We start from the raw sequence: 19,191 nt of genomic DNA, 5'->3' as shown, positions 1-19,191 counted from the left end.
CCATTTTCTATTTCATTAATAAGTTCCAGCTCGACCAACCGAGCATCATCAAAAGCGCAGCCTGAATCGCCTTTTCGGGTAGCCGGGCCGTCAGCCGGCTACCCAGCAGGATACCCGGGATAGAACCGATGAGAATGCTCGCCGCCAGGCCCAAATCCACGTTGCCAAAGGCAAAGTGAACCAGCGCAGCCACTGCGGTCACCAATACACCCTGCACCACATCGGTACCGACCATTCTTGCCGCAGCCATCGGATACAACAGCCCTAACATCGCAACCAAGATGGATCCGCTGCCAATCGACGTGGCGCCCACGATGGTTCCGGCCACCAGTCCCAACACCACTAAACGGGCGGCCGGTGGCCTGGCACCCACCTGCACCTTATGGGCATCAGCATGCCGCGACCGCCACCAGCGCCAAAGCATCGCGGCAATCGCAAGGATGTAGACCCCACCGAGAATGCGGCTCATCCATAAATCCAGTGCCGCCGCATTGAGATGGTGTTCCATCCATCCGATACCGAGGGACCCGAGGGCCGCCCCTGGCACACTGCCCAACGCCAAATACATCACGACGGTGAAGTCTACCGTGCGTTGGCGAATGTGCTGAATCGCTCCAACAAGTTTCGTGATGGATGCGTACAAAAGGTCAGTACCCACCGCGGTCGTTGGATGAATGTTAAACAGAAAAATCAGCATCGGCGTCATGATGGAACCGCCGCCCATCCCGGTCAGGCCAATCAGGGCGCCGACCACGAAGCCGCCGATGGACACTCGCAGGTCCATTCGGAATCACTCCGCTCTCTTCTCGTGCCGGTGGGTCCGGGCGGACCAAACTTTGCGCGGCGTCCACGCGCCAAGCCCATACCCGTTACTTGTGCAGGCCGCACTCCGTTTTGGCGAATCCAGCCCAACGGCCACTGCGCGGGTCTTCTCCTGGAGCCACTGGGCGCGTGCAGTGGAAACATCCGATGCTCGGATAGCCTTGGTCATGAAGTGGGTTGTAGGGGACATCGTGTGCCTTGATATAATCCCAAACCTCATCGTTCGTCCAGCGCACCAAAGGGTTCACCTTGACCAGACCAAACTTCTTGTCCCATTCAAACGTCTTTGCGTTCCGGCGTGTAGGGGCCTGTTCACGACGGATGCCGGTTATCCAGCCTTCGTGTCCTGCCAGCCACTCCGTCAGCGGCTGCACCTTGCGCAAAGCGCAGCACTGGTCGGGATCTCGCTTCCAGAGTTCGTCCCCGTACTGCTCTGCTTGCTCCGCCAGCGTCAGCTTAGCCCGCACCTGGTGCAGGTTGGGAATGCCGTAGCGCGCTTTAGCGCGTTCCACCAGTTCATAGGTTTCTGGAAACAAAACGTCCGTGTCCAGGTAAAACACCGAAGCGTTCGGATGGATATTCATCAACATGTCCAGCAGCACCATGTCCTCAGCGCCAAAGCTGCATGCAAACGTCAGACCATCAACCAACCGCACCGCTTCGCGTAGAATGTCTTCAGCCGGAGCGTTCTCGAATTCCTCTGCCAGGCGTTCAATCTCCTCGCGGGCCAGCTTCGTCCTCTCCACACCATACACCTCTAATTCCGATATAAATAGTATATCTTCTAGTTGCAATCAGTCTACGCCATCTCGTCGGGATCGTCAATAACCGATTTTTCAACTTGGAAAAGGCATAAAAAAACCACCCTGCATAGGCAGGGTGGCATATTCGAAACAGGTACTTTCGCTTACGGCCCTTCGGCCCCTCCGTACTAGGCAGAAACGCCGTGAGCCAAGGTCGGCGTCCGGTACGCCTTCCCCAGCGGTAGAATGGTTCGGCCGGCGGTGGTATTGAGGACGATGGCAGCTGAAGTATAGAGAGCCAACAAACCGCATAGTTCACCGACCCATCCACCAAGAGCTGACGAGCCGAGTACACCGAACTCGTGCAGGGCAAGTAAGAAAAACGTAATCCACAAAGTCAGAAAGACGAAGAACAGCGCTTTGTTGAGGTAGAACGTACCGAACCACAGGTACAGGGTAAGGATGCCGAAAAACAGGAGAAACACGCCCATTCCTGCTTTTGGAGCCGCTTTCACAATGAAGTAAAACGCCAGCCAAAACGCGCCATAGGACGAAAACGCCGTAGCACCGAACGTGTTGCCCTTGCGAAACTCCCACATTCCAGCCAACAACTGTGCACCGCCACCGTAGGCGATGGCTAATCCAAGCACGACACCCATCGCGTCTGCGCTGGTGACCCCTGCGTTGATCAAGCTGAGAATGCAGGTCGTGATGCCAAAACCGGCCAGTCCCAGCGGTCCTGGATCTGCAATCTTCACTTCATTGGCCATGGTGACGCCCCCTACTCTTTGTCTCGGTAGAGTTCCTTGAGCTGTTCAACCACGGACGGATCGGCCAGGGTCGTGGTATCCCCCAGGACCCGCCCCTCGGCAATGTCCCTCAACAGGCGCCGCATGATCTTGGCACTACGCGTTTTTGGCAACTCTGCCGTGAAGATGATTTCCTCCGGCCGGGCCATGGCGCCGATTTTCTCCACCACATGCTGCTTCAGCTGCTGAACCAATGCGTCACTGGTCTCGACGCCTTCCTTCACCGTGACAAACGCGGTAATGACTTGGCCTTTGACCTCATGGCTGCGTCCGATGACCGCCGCCTCGGCCACCGCCTGATGGTCGACGAGCGCGCTCTCGACCTCCATCGTGCCAATGCGGTGTCCGGATACGTTGATTACGTCGTCGATTCGGCCCAAGATCCAGAAGTACCCTTGCTCATCCACATGAGCGCCGTCCCCGGGCAGGTAGACCCCAGGGAACTTGCCGAAGTAGGTTTTTTGGAACCGCTCATCGTCGCGCCAGATGGTGCGCAGCATCGACGGCCACGGCTTATCGATAACCAGGTATCCGCCTTGCCCCGGCGCCACCGGTTTTCCTTCCTCGTCCACCACCTTGGCGGAGATACCGGGTACTGGCCGCGTGGCTGAGCCCGGTTTGGTCGTAACAATGCCGGGTAACGGGGCAATCATGGCGCAGCCGGTCTCCGTTTGCCACCAGGTGTCGGCAATCGGGCAGCGGCCTTGCCCCACGTGTTCGTGGAACCACATCCAGGCCTCCGGATTGATAGGCTCACCGACCGTGCCCAAGAGTCGCAGGGAACTGAGGTCATGGCCGGCCGGATACTGCGGTCCCCACTTCATAAACGTACGAATCAAGGTCGGCGCCGTGTAAAAAATGGTGACCCCATAACGCTCTATCATTTCCCAGAACCGTTCCCGATTCGGCCAATCCGGAGCCCCTTCGTACATGAGTACCGTCGCTCCCGCGGAGAGCGGACCGTAAACGATATAGGTGTGTCCGGTCACCCAGCCAATATCCGCAGTGCAGAAGTACACATCGTCATCCTTCAGGTCGAACACGCTACGCATCGACGTGTTGCACCCGACCAAGTACCCACCCGTGGTGTGCACGATGCCTTTCGGCTTCCCGGTCGTGCCGGAGGTGTACAAAAGGTATAAAATATCTTCCGCGTCCATGTGTTCCGCCGGGAAGGGCGTGGTCGGGGCGCTGGCCATCATTTCCTCCCAGCGCACGTCACGGCCGGGCTGATAAACCGCCCCGGAAGCCTCACCCACACGTTCGACCACCAACACCTTTTCAACCGGAGTTCCAGCCACCGCCTCATCCGCGTTAGCCTTGAGCGGCAGCAGGTTCCCTCGGCGCCAGCCGCCATCTGCCGTAATGAGCAGCTTGGCATCCGCGTCCAAGATCCGGTCTCGCAGCGACTGAGCAGAAAACCCAGCGAAAACCACCGAGTGAATGGCGCCAATCTTGGCACACGCGAGCATCGCGATGGGGAGTTCTGGAATCATCGGCAGGTAAATCGTAACCCGGTCTCCCTTTTGGACGCCTAACTGCTTGAGGACGTGGGCAGCGCGGTCTACTTCCCGGCCGAGCAGGTCATACGTATAGACTTTGACATCGCCCGGCTCCCCTTCCCATATCAGCGCCGCCTTATTCTTGCGCGCCCCCACCCGGTGGCGATCTACGCAGTTATACGCAGCGTTTAGGGTGCCTCCGAGAAACCATTTGGCGTGTGGGGGATTCCATTCGAGAACCGTGTGAAAAGTCTCAAACCAGTCGAGATGACACGCCTCGTCAGACCAGTATTGTTCCGGGTCAGCCGAAGCTTGCGCGTAGATGGCTGGATCTTGATAATTGGCGTTTGCTCGGAAAGATGGACTGGGTGGAAACGTTCGTGATTCTGCCAGTAGGGTGTCGAGATTTTTCGGTGTATTGGTCATGACCGACCTCCCCTTCCTTGGTCTTACAGACTGGACACACGAAATCACCCCGGGGCACACAAGTGTTTCAAAAGATGAGGAGATATAAATGTTATATTCATAATACTCGATATCAACTGAATTGAGAACCGCCCGCCGTGACTGGAATCCTCATCTTGAAATCTTGCATCTGGGATAACGTCCGTGCTCTGGGGAGGGCTATAAATTTCTCCGTGATATAGGCCTGTTTAAAGTCTATATTGTACTAAATTTTATGCTTTATAGATCGATAGCTGTTCGACGAGCATTGATCCTATCCTCAGCCAATTCAAAGTGCCGTGCTACCAGACGACAGATTTTTTGTATAGATTCGAACATTTGTCTTTGCAATCTTGATACCTTTTCCAGGCGCTCAACTGTATCTACCTCTCCGACGTCGTTGATCTGTTTATGCACTGCAAAAATGACCTGTTGGGTAAATGGAACAATGCACTCATCAACCGCGTACTTGCGAAACGCGTTCGTATTTCGCTGAAACAATGTTTCAATAAAAGGAGGCAATACGGTACCTGGGTATTTTTCTTGCAGATAACATGCTTTTTCGACCATGCGACAGGTCCGGATGTCTTCGTCTGCCGCTTGCGCTAATTCATTAAACTGATCTCGAATCTGACGAATTCTATGCAACAAGGCCTTGTGCTTCGTCTCATCGGCTGCTGTGTTCGGAATTGTCGTGGCGGTTACGTAATGGTAAAGACATGTTGGAAGAGGTTTATGGCAAAATGCGGAAATGGCATCTTGCAACGTCATGACCTCCGTCCCTTGAATGTAAGCCCCTCCTTCCGTAGCGTCAATAAATCTCGTCTCAGGGTGTAAGCGAATCTGTTGTTCAAACCACGTCTTGAACTCATACCAAGTTTTTGTTGTCGCGACAGGTTTTCCGTCAATCCCAGGGACAGAATAGGTGGGCTGAGCCTGAAGGAGTTGTACTTGCTCCGTCAGGTAAGCTTCCGAGTACGCCGATAACCGGCTATGGGTAACCTTGTTCGGACCAAAGGCAAGGTCCTGGCCAACGAAGATAATGGGATTTGCACCTAACCACAGAGCGAATTCAAACGCCAGATGAGCCGATGACCCCCCACCGTTGAGCCCTTCGAGATCGTCTGAAATAGACTCCTGGATCCACTTGCCGGTGGATTCCCCTTTACGAAACACCGGTACCCATGGACCCGAAAACCGACGGGGAATTCTTGGGTCAATCAAAGTCAATCCTACGAGTACCAGTTCGGGTGGAAGGTGCTCATGTTCGAAGTGGATATGATACACGTTCGGAGTGCGTTCCGTCACGCAGACGGCGTCTGGACAAATACTTTTCTTTAAGCAAGGACGAAGCGCAGATTCGGCCGTCAAAATGAGAGATTTTCCTATCGCCTGAGCAAGAGTATCAATATTCTTGTCGAGGGACGGGCCATTTGCAACAATAAAGGCGGGCCTTCCGGCAAACGCACCCCGAAGCGAGCTCAACGGGACGCTGGAGAAGATTTTCTCAACATTATCCAGTGTGTTGTACATTCCAACCAGTGTGTCGTGAACCGAGTTCCCAACCCCACTCAAGTGAAGCTCCAGATTATTCCATATCCACTCATGAACCTCAAGGTAAGTTGCTTTTTCATTCCGATGAGCCAGCCAGGTGAAGAATGACGCTGGCTTGGTGGCCCGGAGTAAAAAGTCGGCTGTAAGAACCTCTCCCAGCTGCTCGCGCATCTGCTGCATGTCACCCACCACAAAATGAACGGATGGGTCCGTCAATAACGACCGCATGTCGATACGACTTAACATGGCATAAAACAGATCAACATTCCGTTCAAAAATGACGGTTTCAGTATAGGGTTTCTTTCTCTTTGCATATTCCAATAACGGATAACCAAAGCCGCATCCGTAGATAAAACTGACCATCACATCTTTGTAGTCCAACGTTTCAGCCCATCGCTTCGCCTCATCCCACGGATCGACAAGACTGTTCGTATGAACGAAAGCGTCTCCGAGTTTCACTCGAGCAACTGGCCAACCTTGCCGCCCAAGTATAATTCGAACCGATTGAGGGAGGTCGCTGCTGGGTTCGATACTTGGTAAAATCCTCCGAATAGATTCCGGCAGGCAATTCAGGTTGTCTTCAAGAATGGGATTGTTCAATTTCAGTGTCCCCTCTCCCTACACCGTATTCGCACTTTAAAAGGGGTAATATCTCATATTCCACAATGTCCGTCGCCCGGATGACATCAGAGTTACACAAATATTCAATCATTTTATCCAGCAGCCCGCTTATCTGGTCCATGGTCTCAGACTTGATACCCGTTTCACCCAATGCCTCCCGCTCCAACGCATTGAGCCATAACAGACACGCTTTTTGGAACCAAGTGACTCCTTCAGAATCGTCACCCCTACGCCATGCCGTACAACCTTGTTCTATAGAGGAGACGAAATCGGGCACCTTAGTCGTATGCATCGTGATCTTCCTTTCTCCACCGATCCATGACAATGTCGGAACCCTTATCGAAAAACCAGTCGGTGTTGAGCATCGTGGTTCGACTCAACCACTCATTCGCCTTGTGAAAAACCACAACAGGTGCGTGAATCCGAACTACGTCATCGGAATTTAGCAAGGGACTGGGATTGGAAAGCAGCCATGCATACCATTTCTCAATCGCGGATTGCAATTGTTGGCGCGAATCAAGCCAGTGTGATGGGTCCATCGTCTCGTCTCCCCCGGCTTCATGACCGGATTTTTCCCGGTACAGTATTTGCGATCCCGTTTGTATGAACCAGTGTGTGTCTTCCAATAGTCGTGATAATAGACTCATTGCGCGATGTTCGAATTCCGTGTTTCTAAAATGGAAACTTTCGTTCTGGGTGCTGCTGAATTTGTCCCTGAGCCAGATATACCAGTCTTCGATTTTTTGTCTGCATTGATGTGTCGTGGCTGCTCGGACTTGACCGCTCATTGATCTGCTCCCCCATGCTGGGATCACCGTCAATATAAGCAGCAGCTCGCTGAAGTGATTGGATGATGGCCCAAGGTACCGTGGTTGCACGGGGAACGAACGATGGGTCTCTGCCGTGTCAGATGACAAGGACATAGATATAATGACGGATATCGCAGTGGAGGGGACGATGTAGCCGTGAGTCACAAAGGAAAGAGGCCTATTTATGTATGCCGCAAGCGCAAAACGAGGACGAAGACGGAACCACGCATCTTCAAGCCTGCCCTCTCAACCATCTGCGGCCACACCGCGACAGACCGTCGTTTGTGTCCATCAGAAACCTACTCGCACAGAAAAATCCGGACAGTATCGAGCACACGGAAACGAAACAAACTTCCCCGCACCCTGATATATGGACAGTATGATGGAAAGGCCCTGCCAGTGAAGGTCGATAAAAAAGGGAGGCTTGAGACGCGTTCAAAGATCGATGTTCGCACAAAAAATCTCGCCTTTGTCGAACACAGATACACAGTCATCGCTACAAACCAGTTCACTCCCCTTCCACTGGAAGATATAAGCCACTCCATCCAATATGTATATTTGGTGCATAATATGGGCGACGCCGATGCCGAAGTCTATGTTCAGATTGGAACTGACCATGAGAACTTGGCGAACGACCTTGACGGCATTCTGACCATCCCAGCAAAAGAGACAACCATTGTCACCCCACTTCGTTTTTCCAAACTCATAAGGCTGCTATATCGCTCTTCTGAGGAAGACCAACGGACAAAATTGCGGATTGTATTTCAGTCCCAAATTCTCAACTGAATAAATCCAGCACCCTGTCCGCTGCCTGTTTTTCTAATCAATCATCTTGTTCAGAAGCCGTGCGATTTGACACGAATACCTTTCCGCGGATTTCTGCATGAGTCCTGACGTCAGCAAGGCATAGGCCCATTCCAGTCGGCCAATCTGCTCTCCAACAGAGGCAATTGAGCAGATTGTGGACGGATCGGCAAGGTCAAAGATCCGGGATAACTCTCGTATTCCGTCCGGCCAATCGAAGCGGTCGGCAATCAACATCACCAGCTGCCTCATACGGGTGAAATCATTCGGCTTGGCCCGCAAGCAGTTGAGACAGGCGTGCACTGCGTCTCGATGCCTCTCTTGCCGTATACAGATTTCTAGAATCCCGCGCCAGGCGAGATACGTGCCCGTTCCCTGCAAGTGTAAATAGCAGGAAGGTGACTCACCTATCTCCAGGCAGTGTCTCCACTTGCTTTCGGCTTCCTCCAGATAGCCCTGTTGAAAGTCGATGCACGCAGAAAAATAGTAGAGATCTGTAAAATCCGGATATACTTCGATAGCAGTGGACAGCTCCCTCTGAGCCTCGTCCAGTTTGCCCAGTTCGTACAAACAGATGACCAGCTTATAGAGAACATCGGAATGCAAGGGATTTGCCGGGGACCATGCAGATTTGAGGGGACGAAGGGACGCCAGCGCCGCTTCGTATTGAAGCCCTTCGATATGACACACCCCTTCGCAGTAACGAAGAAAAGTGTGGTCCTTTTCTCCGTCCGCCATGGACCGGATAATTCGTAAATTCCGTTCATATTTTGCCTTCATGGAACACGGGTCCTCATACCCGTGGTGCCGAATGAGAATGTCGGACACTGGAATTTCCGACAGAGGAACCCTCTCAGCCAAGGATTCATCCACCGTCTCATGGATCCGCCCTCGGAACTTATAGTGTCTCCGGTTTCGAAACAACATCAACTTGTAATCGACAACGGTTGCTTGCTCACCGTGCGCCACAACAGGACTTTCATAGCGTAAATACGCCCCCTCTGCAGAAGTTGTGCGAATGAATGATTGAATTCGTTCCATGGATTCCGCAGGGATCTCATCGTCACAGTCCAGACACAGAACCCACGTCCGCGTAGCGTGTCGAAGCGCCGTATTACGCGCAGCACTGAAATCATCTGCCCACGGGGAATCAATCACTTTTGCCCCATAACGCCTCGCTATCGTCACCGATTGATCCGACGAACCCGTATCTACCACGACGATTTCGTCTGCGAATGAAGTCACCGTTGGAAGAAGGCGCGCAAGGTTCTCTGCTTCATCCCGGCAGATAATACAGACCGAAAGCGAAGGGTTGAAAACAAGCACCGCCTCATCCCCCCAAAAACGAAAATTAAACATTTGGTTAGCGGCGTATGTCGTTGTTCCACGAAAGCTCCCCGCATTATATGTCAAAGGCACGTAAATAGACAGTCCATCGGGTCAGTGCCGCCCCGAACAAGGACATGATTTACGGTGAGGCTGATATTGTTCGTGTCAAAGCCGTTGATCTTCAGCTTTTTGGTTGACTAACTACACAAGGAGATGAAAGGTATTGGCTACCAAAGTCTTTTCAGAAGTGGCTTCGTCGTTCTTGACGCAAGTGTTCCAGACGACCGCATCCAATTTGCGAACACAGGTATTCCAGTCGGCTCAATCTAACCTGAGGGCGCGTGTGTTCCAGTCCGCCCACTCGCTCCTGCAGGCTGGCGTGTTCCAGTCGGCTCAGTCCAACCTGAGGGCGCGCGTGTTCCAGTCCGCCCACTCGCTCTTGCAGGCTGGCGTGTTCCAGTCGGCTCAGTCCAACCTGAGGGCGCGCGTGTTCCAGTCGTTGGCCTCTCTGCTGCGGGTTACGTTCGTTCAGTCCATCGCATCCACGGCACCGTATGTGCAACTTGGGGGCCGTGCCACGGTGAGCACCGCTTCGACACGCGTAGTCTCCTCCACTGCAACCTATGGGTTTGGGTTCACCCAAAACGTACTTCAACTATCGGCCTTCACATTTACAGTGCAAAATGCGGGCGCAACGGGAAACATCAACGCGAAGATCCAGCTGAGTGCCGATGCAACAAATTGGTACGACGATCCTGGTTCGACGGTACAAACCCTGACCGCAGGAAAAATCTTCACCTTCACACCAGGGCGGTTTACCAAATACGCACGGATCGCGTCGAAAAAGGCAGATGCGGCCGGCAGCACCCTGCTGACGTTCGCGCAGGGCCATGTGTAATTCCTTCGTAGTTGTGCGTCTGGCCCTGGATTCCGTCTTCCAGGGCCGACGTACCTAGGAATTGATTTACCAGGAAAGGTGATTGTCCGTGAGAATGTGCAACCATATCTTGGTGGCCCCTACGGATTCGTTGGAAGAGACCATCCAGATTATCGACGCGGATGCGAGACAAATTGCCCTGGTGGTGGATACAAACGCACGATTGCTGGGAACCGTGACGGATGGCGACGTGCGGCGGGCCATCTTGCACGGGATCGGCTTGCATGAACCTGTTCACTTGGTCATGAACAAAAATCCCATCGTGATGACCCAGGGCACGTCGTCACAGACGGTATTTTCCATAATGATCCGTCAAGGAATTCGACGGATTCCCGTACTCGATGGGCTAGGTCGAGTTATCGGTTTGGAGGTATTTGAAGATTTTGTCCAATCCCCGAAACGGGAAAACTGGGTCGTGATCATGGCCGGAGGGTTGGGTACACGACTCGCCCCGCTCACCGACGAATGCCCGAAACCGTTGCTCAAAGTCGGCCCGAAACCTATCCTGGAAATCATTTTGGAGTCTCTCATCGCTCACTCGTTCTGTCGATTCTTCTTCTCGGTCAACTACAGAGCGGATATGATTGAGAGTTATTTTGGCGACGGCAGTAAATGGGGAGTGCAAATTGAGTACCTTCGTGAAGTGAAGCGCCTGGGCACTGCCGGTGCACTGTCCCTGCTTCCAGATGAACCACGCCTGCCGTTTATTGTGATGAACGGGGACCTGTTGACGAGCGTCGACTTCAGTCAGCTGCTGGAGTTTCATGCCCAAAATCGAAGCATGGCAACCATGTGCATCCGACAACATACCCACACCATTCCCTACGGAGTTGTGCAGGTGGATGGTCACCGCTTTGTCGGCGTGGAAGAAAAGCCGGTTCAGCGCATGTTTATCAATGCCGGTATCTATGTTCTAGAACCACAAACGATATCTCTGGTCCCGAAAGACAGGTACACAGATATGACCAATCTGTTTCACCTCCTCCTTTCACAAGGTCATCCGGTGAGTGTCTTTCCGATTCGAGAATACTGGCTAGACATCGGGAAGATGGACGATTATGTGAGGGCCAACCAAGAGTATGGTGAGGTGTTCTCATGAACGCTCTCATCGTCGGGTTTGGATCGATTGGACAACGGCACGGTCGGATTCTCGCCGAACTCGGGTGTCCGGTCGCCGTGGTGAGCCACCGTGATGGTTGTCCTTTTCCTGTGTTTCGGACGGTGAAAGATGCACTGGAGACGTTCCAACCGGGGTACGTCGTCATCGCCAATCGGACATCCGAACACTACGGCACGTTCGCTGAACTGTCTGCGCAAGCATATGATGGGGTTGTGCTCATTGAAAAGCCGTTGTTTGCAACCCCGTACAGACTGCCACTCCATCCACCAAAGAAGGTGTTTGTGGGTTACAACCTCAGGTTCCACCCTGTTCTGCAGCAACTCAGGTCGCACCTTGAGGGACAGTCTATCCTCTCTGCACAAGTGTACGCGGGACAATATCTGCCGACGTGGCGCCCGGACGACTACCGGAACCATTATTCTTCGAAGCGCAGTGAAGGAGGAGGAGTCCTGCGGGATCTCAGCCACGAACTGGATTATGTGCAGTGGCTGTTCGGTCCATGGACAAGAATCACCGCTATCGGTGGTCATTACAGCCACCTGGAAATTGACAGCGATGATGCCTTTGCACTCCTTATGAGTACGAACCAATGCCCCATCGTAAACATACAAATAAACTACCTTGACCGATTCCGTCGGCGAGAGGTCCTGGTCAACACAGACACGCATACGTACCGGGCAGATCTGGTGCGCCACACGATTCAAGTCGACCACTCTGTCGAAATGCTCCCCTGCGACTCCGACACCACGTATCGGGCCCAGCACACAGCCGTGCTCACGGGGGAACACGCCACGCTGTGCTCCATCCATGAAGCCCAAGAAACGATGGAGCTGATTGTCAAAGCGGAGCAGACCGCCAGTCAAGGAAGGTGGGTGACACGATGAAAAGGCTTTGTACAATCTGCGCTCGATCCGGATCAAAAGGGGTGCCCAATAAGAACATCCGAAGCCTACTGGGAAAACCGCTCATCGCCCATTCGATTTTGCAGGCCCAGGCGTCAGGTCTCTTTGACGAGATTGCGGTGAGCAGTGATGATCCTTCTATTTTAGAAGTCGCAAAGTCGTACGGAATCCAACAATTGGTGCTTCGACCACCATCCCTAGCAGCCGACGATACGCCAAAACTTCAAGCCATCGTGCACTGCGTCAAAGTCGTGGAACAACAGGTTGATAACCGGTTCGACACGATTGTTGACCTGGATGTGACCTCCCCCCTGCGCAACGTCGAGGACATTGTCGGGGCGGTCCTGCTCTTGGAAGAATCAGACGCCCCAAATGTGTTGTCGGCAGCTCCGTCTCGCCGCTCCCCGTATTTCAACCTGGTGGAGATGACGAAAGATGGGACCGTAACATTGGTTAAACCTCCAGCCGAGCCCATTGCCCGGCGACAGGACACCCCCGTTACCTACGACCTCAATGCGTCGGTTTATGTATGGAAACGCGATTGTCTCTTGGCCTGCAAAACGTTGTTCAACCCACGAACGCTGCTATACGTCATGCCGCCGGAAAGGTCCATAGATATCGATTCGCCCCTTGACTTCGAGTTGGTGGAATTCTTGATGCAGAAAAGGCGGGGATCCTGTGCGCATACCAACCTATCGCAGCCTCTTTGAACTGTCCGGGAAGACTGCCATCGTTACGGGTGGACTAGGGATTTTGGGGCGGCGCTTTTGCTCAGCATTAGCCGATTTCGGAGCCAATGTGGCCGTTGTCGACTTGGACGAAACCGAAGTGAACCGCTTCGCGCAAGCCCTTCAGGAGCAGTACGGAACCCACTGCACTGGCATTGCCTGCGACGTCGCCAACGCGGCATCGGTCCAAGGCATGGTGCAGAAAACCATCGAAGAACTCGGTCCCATCCATGTTCTGTTGAACAACGCGGCCAGCAAATCAGAGGATGTGAAAGCTTTCTTTTCGCCATTTGAAACCTATTCCCTGGAACAGTGGCGAAACGTGGTGTCCGTAAACCTCGACGGCATGTTTTTGGTTGCGCAGGCGGTCGGAAACCAGTTGATAAAACAGGGAACCGGCGGTTCAATCATACAGACGTCTTCCATCTACGGGATTATGGGACCGGACGATAGAATTTACGAAGGTGCCAACTATTTAGGAGTCGCCATTAACACCCCGGCAGTCTATGCAGCTACCAAGGCGGCGGTCGTCGGGTTGACCAAGTATTTGGCGACACATTGGGCCAAGTACGGAATTCGCGTGAACACCTTGGTACCTGGAGGCGTGGAGAGCGGGCAAAATGATACATTCATCAACAATTACGCTCACCGAGTTCCGATGCAGAGAATGGCACAGCCCCATGAACTCGTCGGCGCGGTTGTTTTCTTGGCATCCGAAGCTTCCAGCTATATGACCGGTCACAGCCTCATCGTCGACGGCGGTTTGCATGCGTGGTGATGGCCATTAGCCAAAGTGTCGCTGAACGGGATGGTCTGACTTCGTATCATTTGGCAGGCACACCCTTGACCACATGATGGTCGGGTACATGTCTGGTGACGACGGCTCCTGCTCCAATGGTGGCATGCCTGCCGATGACCATTTTTCTCGCGCGAGAGGCCCCTTGCAAGATGACCGACCCCGTTCCGATGTACGCGCACTCCTGAAGGTGGACGTTTCCAGAAACGTTTGCTCCTGGACCAATAGTGACAAAGTCTTCCACAACGCAGTCATGAGCAATCGTGCAGTTCTGATTATAAATGCCAAAATTCCCGCACTGAATGTCACTGGTCATACGAGCGCCGGCAAGCACGATGTTCCCAACCCTTCGGTGAAGTTCCAACGCTTGACGCCGACCAAACGTGGCCGCTGGGTGGACGATATTCACATACTGGAGGTCAGGATATCTCCGATAGACTTGTCGACGCAGCTCGGGACTACCAATCGCGATGACAAAGTGGTATCCCGCTTCGGCCAATGTCTCTACCGCGTCCTCGGAGCGGATTGGGAATCCGGAACGTTCCTTCACGGTCTTTTCCTTGTCAATCAAAACGACATTGTGATACCCGAGCTCCTGACAGATGTCCGCCACTTCCACCGCGAGCCCAGAAGCACCGAAAATCCCAATGTTCACTGTATTATCTCGTCCTTCTTAAAGTCCCTTCCCGCTCTTTTTCCTAATACATCCCAATAATATACGGGAGACAACCCAGTTCCAGGTCGTTTGACGGCCAGATTGTCTTCGTGAAAAACCTCACCCATCTGGATGGGACGCGCTGCCACAATGCTCCGACGAACCCACTGAGCGTTTTCGCTCTCCACGACTGTGGGCCGCTTGACGGGAGACCCCAAGGCCTGCTCAACCTGTCGAATAGCCTGGATCATGCTCTGCAACTCATCCGGTTCCAGAGATGCGCGGTGGTCGGGCCCTTCCATGCCGCGGTCCAACGTCAGATGCCTCTCAATCACCGCCGCTCCTCGCGCAACCGCCGCAATCGAGACCGCGATGCCGGATGTATGGTCGGAAAGTCCGACGGGCAATTGAAAAGCCTGACGAAGCGTATCCATCGCTCGCAAGTTCACGTCTTGGTATGGCGCCGGGTACTCTGACGTGGTGTGCAACAATATCACATGGTCTGCGAGCGCCTTCTGACCCACTTCGGAGCTGTATGCAAGACGCATGTCATGCAGGCTGGGCCGGCATCCGCACGGTTTTGTGAAACCAAAAGCGAGTACAGCCAACGCCTGTTCCACCTCTCCCAACGTGCACATCCCGGTAGACAAAATCACCTGCCTGCGAGTTTGGGCAATGTGCAACAGTAGGGGAGCGTTCGTCACGTCCCCTGAAGAGATTTTTACAATGGAAACACCGAGTTCATTGACCAACAGGTCTGCGCTGTCGCGGTCAAACGGGGTCGACAAAAACTCGAGGTGTCTCTTTTTGCAATAGTCGTATAGTTCCTGATGTGCCTCGGCCGACAGTTGGAATCTGCGCAGCATATCATATTGAGATTCGTCGATGTCTGTAGTATGCCTTTGATACTCGGGCTTCGGCGCATCCGTGCGTAATAACTGATCCGCCCGAAACGTTTGGAACTTGACAGCGTCCGCCCCCGCCGACGCCGCGGCGTCGACCAACTGTTTGGCCAAATCCAATGAGCCGTTGTGGTTGACGCCGATTTCAGCCACCACGAATGTACGAGAGAGATCCATCTAAATTCCCACCTCGAAAAACGGCTTGAGTTGTTGCCTCACTCCGCGATACAGGTGTCGTTTGATTTCCTGTACAATCTTCTGGCTGCTGGTTCCGTCACCGTAGGGGTTTTCGATCTTCCCATGGAATCGCAGTGCACAGTCGATAGCCCGGAGAATTGCGTCCGTCTGGGCCTCACAGTGAATGACGGAATTCCCTCTCAGCCTTCCCTTCTGTCGATCCCCGATGTCCACCGTCGGCCTGCCCAATGAAGGCACTTCACAAATTCCACTGGACGAGTTCCCGACCACGACGTCAACCCATCTGACGGCACTAAAGTAGTGTTGTTGGCCCAGCGAAATAAAGGCCTTGGCGTTCGAATGATGAGCCACGAAGTCGTCCACCATATCTGCCAGCACACGGCCCTCCGGATCCGCGTTCGGTTTGGTAAACAAAATCCCTGTCCCCTCGCCGAGACGATTCAACGCATTGAGTAGTTCGCCAAACTCCGTCGCTGAATCCCGCCGGCCCATCGTAACCGGATGAAACGTCACAAGAAGGTTTCGCGGGTGGAACTGAAACGCCAACGCACGCTCCAACTCCTTCCGAGACAACAGCCTCAATCGCCGAATCGCATCGATACCCGGGTGCCCAACGTTGAAGACACGCGCTGGGTCTTCACCGAGTTGGCACACGCGCCGGCGTGAACCTTCATTGGTGACGAAATGCAGAAAGGCCATTTTTGTGATGCTGTGACGGATAGATTCGTCAAACGCCCCCTCTGTGACATCGCCACCTCCGATGTGGGCAATCGGGATTCGCTCAATGAATGCGGCCAAAGCTCCCGCAAACGTCTCAAACCGATCACCCAAAACAACCACCATGTCCGGCTGCAGCCTTTGCAGGGTATCGGCAAACCCGATGACGCCCAGGCCAATAGATTTGGCCACACCTACCGGAGTATCACTGGAAACCAATATTTCGACCTTTTCGTCAATCTCGAATCCATCTCGCTCAATGGCTTGGTACGTCAACCCGAACTCCGGCGAAAGGTGCATACCGGTTGCGACAATTCGCAGTTCAAGCTCAGGATCGTCCCGAATCCTCCGCATCACACCATACAAAAGTCCGTATTCTGCACGGCTGCCGGTGATGACACAGATCCTACCCTTCGCCATGATGCCCTCCCAGAAATGAACTGCTTGGAATGTTCACGGTTCTTTGCGCCAAACTTTCAGCCACAGACAGATCCATGCGTGGACATCCCTTGTACATCTCAAGCTGGTGTAAGGGCGTCCAAAACGGCCGCGTCATCACGCCGGCGCGGTGGGTCTGTTCAAGCACGTCTTCCAAGTAATTAGCAAACGGTTCATCAAGAATCAGGGCATTCATCCAGTAGTTGCTGCGCGCAAACTTCGGCTCGCTGACCCAGCGATACCCGACCGCCCCTTCAAAAGCCTTTTGATACGCCAGAGCCAGCTCTCTCTTTCGGCGCACCAAGTCTGGCAAGCGCCTTAATTGAGCAATCCCGAGTGCAGCGTTGAGATTCGGCATCCGGTAATTGTACCCAATCCGGTCGTGCACAAACTTCCACCGATGTGGTCGTTTCGCCACCGTCGTGAGGTGTTTCGCCATACGCGCCAGGCTCTCGTCGTGGGTGAGGATGGCTCCCCCGCCGCCGGTCGTGATGATCTTGTTGCCATTGAAACTGAGAGCTGAAAGCTTCCCCCAACTCCCGGTATGGCGGCCCTTGTAAAAGGAGCCAAGGGACTCCGCCGCGTCCTCGATAAGTTCCAGTTTGTAACGAGTGCACAATTCGACGAGCGGATCCATATCCACTGGGTGGCCAAAGGTGTGCATCGCGACCACCGCTTTGATCCTGCGGCCAGTGACCCGATTCCACGAACCTTCTGCACGGATCTCGGCAACCTCCTTGAGGTGGTCAGCTAGTTTTCCTGGATCCATCCCCAGTGTTTCTTCGGAGCAATCGACCACGTGCGGAATCCCGCCGCAATACGAAACCGCGTTGGCTGTCGCCACGAATGTCAGCGCGGGAACCAACACCTCATCACCCGGTTCGACCCCGGCGAGCAACAGGCAAATGTGCAGGGCAGCGGTTCCATTCACCGTAGCCATGGCATACGCAATCCCTGTATACTCCGCCAGCCCCCTCTCAAACTCATCCACCAGTGTACCGGCAGAAGATACCCAACGTTGATCGAGACACTCTTTCACAACCGCCCATTCGCTTCCGTCAAAATCAGGCTCGTGGAGGGCTACGGGTTTCTCCGTCTCTCGAACCACATTCCGCAGTCGGGACAAGATGTCGGCGACCAACTGATCCTTCGTCATAGGTTGTACATGTATGGCTTGTAGCCACGTAGGTTTGTTGGATCCGTAAACCACGCCACCGTCTCTTGCAGTCCTCGTATCAGCCCTTCCCGGCCGCCATAGGTTGGAACCCACCCGAGCAATTGTTGGGCTTTCGAAGTATCCGCCCATAAGCGCTCCACTTCACTGCCTGGTGGACGAAGCCGATTCGGCTCCACTTCCACTTCGACGTCAACTCCCATCACGTCCGCAATCAGGTGTACAAGATCGCCGATGGAAATCTCATGGTTGCTGCCAACCTGGATGACTTGACCCACGGATTGATCCGACTCCGCTATCGCCACAAATCCACGGACCGTGTCTTTGACGTACGTAAAGTCTCGTGTCGGCTGCAGCGCCCCCAATCTGATTCTCGTTGTCCCGCTCGCAATTTGTGCAACAATGGTAGGAATGACAGCCCGCAGCGACTGCCTGGGACCGTACGTGTTGAACGGACGAAGGATGGCCACTGGCATGCCAAACGAGTGGTGAAAGGACAGCGCCAACTGGTCGGCCCCAATCTTGGTCGCCGCATAAGGGGACTGGCCCTGTAGAGGATGCTCCTCTGTTATGGGCACCCATCTGGCAGTGCCGTAAACTTCGCTAGTTGAGGTATGGATAACTTTTTGGATTTCCAAATCTCGAGCTGCTTGAAGCACGTTCAGCGTACCCTTCACGTTCGTCTCCACGTAGCTTTCTGGTGCGTGGTACGAATACGGAACCCCAACCAGTGCGGCGAGATGGAAAACCGTATCGCAACCAGACAACGCCTCCTTAACCATGCAAGAATCGCGAATATCCCCTGCAACAATGTCAATCTGCGACATGACATCCTTTGGTAAGTGTTCAATCCAGCCAAACGAGTTCAATGAGTTATAAAACACAAACGCTCTCACATCGGCCCCAACGCGGACAAGCTGTTCAACCAGGTGCGAACCAATAAATCCGTCCGCCCCGGTGACCAGTACACTCTGATGGGCGAGCTTCACCGCTCATCCTCCAATCTTTGGAACCAAGAAACTCCTCCTTCTGTGCCAGCTTATTCACCGGGCTGCCGCTTTGTTCCGCCAGAAAATGTCAATGCGGGTCATGTCAAGGTCAAATTCGAATACACCGTGAGTCGTTTTACGTTGTCGATTCCTCCAGGGGCACTAAGAAAAGAGGCCTGGATACCCAGACCTCTTTCA

19 protein-coding genes are annotated in these 19,191 nt (G+C 53.7%); 6 read left to right on the top strand and 13 right to left on the bottom strand.

Features of this window, described 5'->3' with window-relative positions:
• Positions 1-7 precede the first annotated feature (7 nt).
• The 7 genes from H522_RS0106985 to H522_RS0106955 all read right to left on the bottom strand — a co-directional run bounded on the left by H522_RS0106985 (position 8) and on the right by H522_RS0106955 (position 7,283).
• Positions 8-784, bottom strand: coding sequence for a sulfite exporter TauE/SafE family protein (locus H522_RS0106985; protein ID WP_026961784.1), 777 nt, complete (start codon positions 782-784; stop codon positions 8-10).
• 85 nt (positions 785-869) lie between these two features.
• Positions 870-1,568 carry a phosphoadenylyl-sulfate reductase gene (locus H522_RS0106980; protein ID WP_026961783.1) on the bottom strand — a complete coding sequence of 233 codons (699 nt, stop codon included), beginning with the start codon at positions 1,566-1,568 and terminating at the stop codon, positions 870-872.
• 185 nt (positions 1,569-1,753) lie between these two features.
• A complete protein-coding gene (locus H522_RS0106975) occupies positions 1,754-2,335 on the bottom strand; it encodes an acetate uptake transporter (protein WP_026961782.1) in 582 nt (193 codons plus the stop codon).
• Between the two features lie 11 nt (positions 2,336-2,346).
• Complete coding sequence (gene acs / locus H522_RS0106970) at positions 2,347-4,302, bottom strand: acetate--CoA ligase (protein WP_026961781.1); 1,956 nt, start codon at positions 4,300-4,302, stop codon at positions 2,347-2,349.
• Between the two features lie 258 nt (positions 4,303-4,560).
• On the bottom strand, positions 4,561-6,474 hold the full coding sequence (locus tag H522_RS0106965) for a motility associated factor glycosyltransferase family protein (protein ID WP_155836241.1): 1,914 nt from the start codon (positions 6,472-6,474) through the stop codon (positions 4,561-4,563).
• Positions 6,455-6,787, bottom strand: a complete 333-nt coding sequence (locus H522_RS21730; RefSeq protein ID WP_026961779.1) for a hypothetical protein — start codon at positions 6,785-6,787, stop codon at positions 6,455-6,457. Before H522_RS21730 ends, H522_RS0106965 begins: the two co-directional genes overlap by 20 nt.
• A complete protein-coding gene (locus H522_RS0106955; protein WP_026961778.1) occupies positions 6,774-7,283 on the bottom strand; it encodes a hypothetical protein in 510 nt (169 codons plus the stop codon). The genes H522_RS21730 and H522_RS0106955 overlap by 14 nt, the downstream gene beginning before the upstream one ends.
• A 420-nt stretch (positions 7,284-7,703) precedes the next feature.
• On the opposite strand from H522_RS0106955, the gene H522_RS0106950 reads away from it, so the two are divergent.
• Entirely contained in the window at positions 7,704-8,090 is a 387-nt protein-coding gene (locus H522_RS0106950) for a DUF6385 domain-containing protein (RefSeq protein WP_026961777.1), read from the top strand.
• 33 nt (positions 8,091-8,123) lie between these two features.
• Here H522_RS0106950 and H522_RS0106945 read toward each other — a convergent pair whose 3' ends face one another.
• Positions 8,124-9,434 (bottom strand): glycosyltransferase family 2 protein, encoded by a 1,311-nt coding sequence (locus H522_RS0106945; protein ID WP_026961776.1) that lies wholly within the window; start codon positions 9,432-9,434, stop codon positions 8,124-8,126.
• 226 nt (positions 9,435-9,660) lie between these two features.
• Between H522_RS0106945 and H522_RS0106940 the strand changes: the two genes are divergently transcribed.
• From H522_RS0106940 to H522_RS0106920, 5 genes are all read left to right on the top strand, one after another.
• On the top strand, positions 9,661-10,335 hold the full coding sequence (locus tag H522_RS0106940) for a DUF6385 domain-containing protein (protein WP_026961775.1): 675 nt from the start codon (positions 9,661-9,663) through the stop codon (positions 10,333-10,335).
• Between the two features lie 94 nt (positions 10,336-10,429).
• Positions 10,430-11,473, top strand: a complete 1,044-nt coding sequence (locus H522_RS0106935; RefSeq protein WP_026961774.1) for a nucleotidyltransferase family protein — start codon at positions 10,430-10,432, stop codon at positions 11,471-11,473.
• Positions 11,470-12,378, top strand: coding sequence for a Gfo/Idh/MocA family protein (locus tag H522_RS0106930; RefSeq protein WP_026961773.1), 909 nt, complete (start codon positions 11,470-11,472; stop codon positions 12,376-12,378). The genes H522_RS0106935 and H522_RS0106930 overlap by 4 nt, the downstream gene beginning before the upstream one ends.
• The gene (locus H522_RS0106925; protein ID WP_026961772.1) at positions 12,375-13,106 is read left to right on the top strand and encodes an acylneuraminate cytidylyltransferase family protein; all 732 of its coding nucleotides are present in this window, start codon (positions 12,375-12,377) and stop codon (positions 13,104-13,106) included. Before H522_RS0106930 ends, H522_RS0106925 begins: the two co-directional genes overlap by 4 nt.
• Positions 13,075-13,902: an SDR family oxidoreductase gene (locus H522_RS0106920; protein WP_026961771.1), complete on the top strand. Its 828-nt coding sequence runs from the start codon at positions 13,075-13,077 to the stop codon at positions 13,900-13,902. The genes H522_RS0106925 and H522_RS0106920 overlap by 32 nt, the downstream gene beginning before the upstream one ends.
• Positions 13,903-13,948: 46 nt before the next feature.
• On the opposite strand, the gene H522_RS0106915 is transcribed toward H522_RS0106920, so the two are convergent.
• From H522_RS0106915 to H522_RS0106895, 5 genes are read right to left on the bottom strand one after another with little or no spacing between them, the layout of a single operon-like run.
• Complete coding sequence (locus tag H522_RS0106915) at positions 13,949-14,575, bottom strand: NeuD/PglB/VioB family sugar acetyltransferase (RefSeq protein WP_026961770.1); 627 nt, start codon at positions 14,573-14,575, stop codon at positions 13,949-13,951.
• Positions 14,572-15,654 carry an N-acetylneuraminate synthase gene (neuB, locus tag H522_RS0106910; RefSeq protein WP_026961769.1) on the bottom strand — a complete coding sequence of 361 codons (1,083 nt, stop codon included), beginning with the start codon at positions 15,652-15,654 and terminating at the stop codon, positions 14,572-14,574. The genes H522_RS0106915 and neuB overlap by 4 nt, the downstream gene beginning before the upstream one ends.
• Positions 15,655-16,812 carry a UDP-N-acetylglucosamine 2-epimerase gene (neuC, locus tag H522_RS0106905; protein WP_026961768.1) on the bottom strand — a complete coding sequence of 386 codons (1,158 nt, stop codon included), beginning with the start codon at positions 16,810-16,812 and terminating at the stop codon, positions 15,655-15,657. It abuts the gene before it with no gap.
• On the bottom strand, positions 16,799-17,986 hold the full coding sequence (locus tag H522_RS0106900; protein WP_026961767.1) for a LegC family aminotransferase: 1,188 nt from the start codon (positions 17,984-17,986) through the stop codon (positions 16,799-16,801). Before H522_RS0106900 ends, neuC begins: the two co-directional genes overlap by 14 nt.
• Entirely contained in the window at positions 17,983-18,993 is a 1,011-nt protein-coding gene (locus tag H522_RS0106895) for an NAD-dependent 4,6-dehydratase LegB (protein WP_026961766.1), read from the bottom strand. The genes H522_RS0106900 and H522_RS0106895 overlap by 4 nt, the downstream gene beginning before the upstream one ends.
• Positions 18,994-19,191: the final 198 nt, after the last annotated feature.

It is taken from the genome of Alicyclobacillus herbarius DSM 13609 (genome assembly GCF_000430585.1).
Lineage (GTDB): Bacteria > Bacillota > Bacilli > Alicyclobacillales > Alicyclobacillaceae > Alicyclobacillus_G > Alicyclobacillus_G herbarius.
This window is presented reverse-complemented; position numbering and strand designations above follow the sequence as displayed.

What these genes read in the sequence shown, in the direction of transcription:
- H522_RS0106985 (WP_026961784.1), bottom strand. Translation starts at nt 784, where the DNA reads ATGGACCTGCGAGTGTCCATCGGCGGCTTCGTGGTCGGCGCCCTGATT.
- H522_RS0106975 (WP_026961782.1), bottom strand. Translation starts at nt 2,335, where the DNA reads ATGGCCAATGAAGTGAAGATTGCAGATCCAGGACCGCTGGGACTGGCC.
- acs (WP_026961781.1), bottom strand. Translation starts at nt 4,302, where the DNA reads ATGACCAATACACCGAAAAATCTCGACACCCTACTGGCAGAATCACGA.
- H522_RS21730 (WP_026961779.1), bottom strand. Translation starts at nt 6,787, where the DNA reads ATGCATACGACTAAGGTGCCCGATTTCGTCTCCTCTATAGAACAAGGT.
- H522_RS0106955 (WP_026961778.1), bottom strand. Translation starts at nt 7,283, where the DNA reads ATGAGCGGTCAAGTCCGAGCAGCCACGACACATCAATGCAGACAAAAA.
- H522_RS0106935 (WP_026961774.1), top strand. Translation starts at nt 10,430, where the DNA reads ATGTGCAACCATATCTTGGTGGCCCCTACGGATTCGTTGGAAGAGACC.
- H522_RS0106930 (WP_026961773.1), top strand. Translation starts at nt 11,470, where the DNA reads ATGAACGCTCTCATCGTCGGGTTTGGATCGATTGGACAACGGCACGGT.
- H522_RS0106925 (WP_026961772.1), top strand. Translation starts at nt 12,375, where the DNA reads ATGAAAAGGCTTTGTACAATCTGCGCTCGATCCGGATCAAAAGGGGTG.
- neuB (WP_026961769.1), bottom strand. Translation starts at nt 15,654, where the DNA reads ATGGATCTCTCTCGTACATTCGTGGTGGCTGAAATCGGCGTCAACCAC.
- neuC (WP_026961768.1), bottom strand. Translation starts at nt 16,812, where the DNA reads ATGGCGAAGGGTAGGATCTGTGTCATCACCGGCAGCCGTGCAGAATAC.
- H522_RS0106900 (WP_026961767.1), bottom strand. Translation starts at nt 17,986, where the DNA reads ATGACGAAGGATCAGTTGGTCGCCGACATCTTGTCCCGACTGCGGAAT.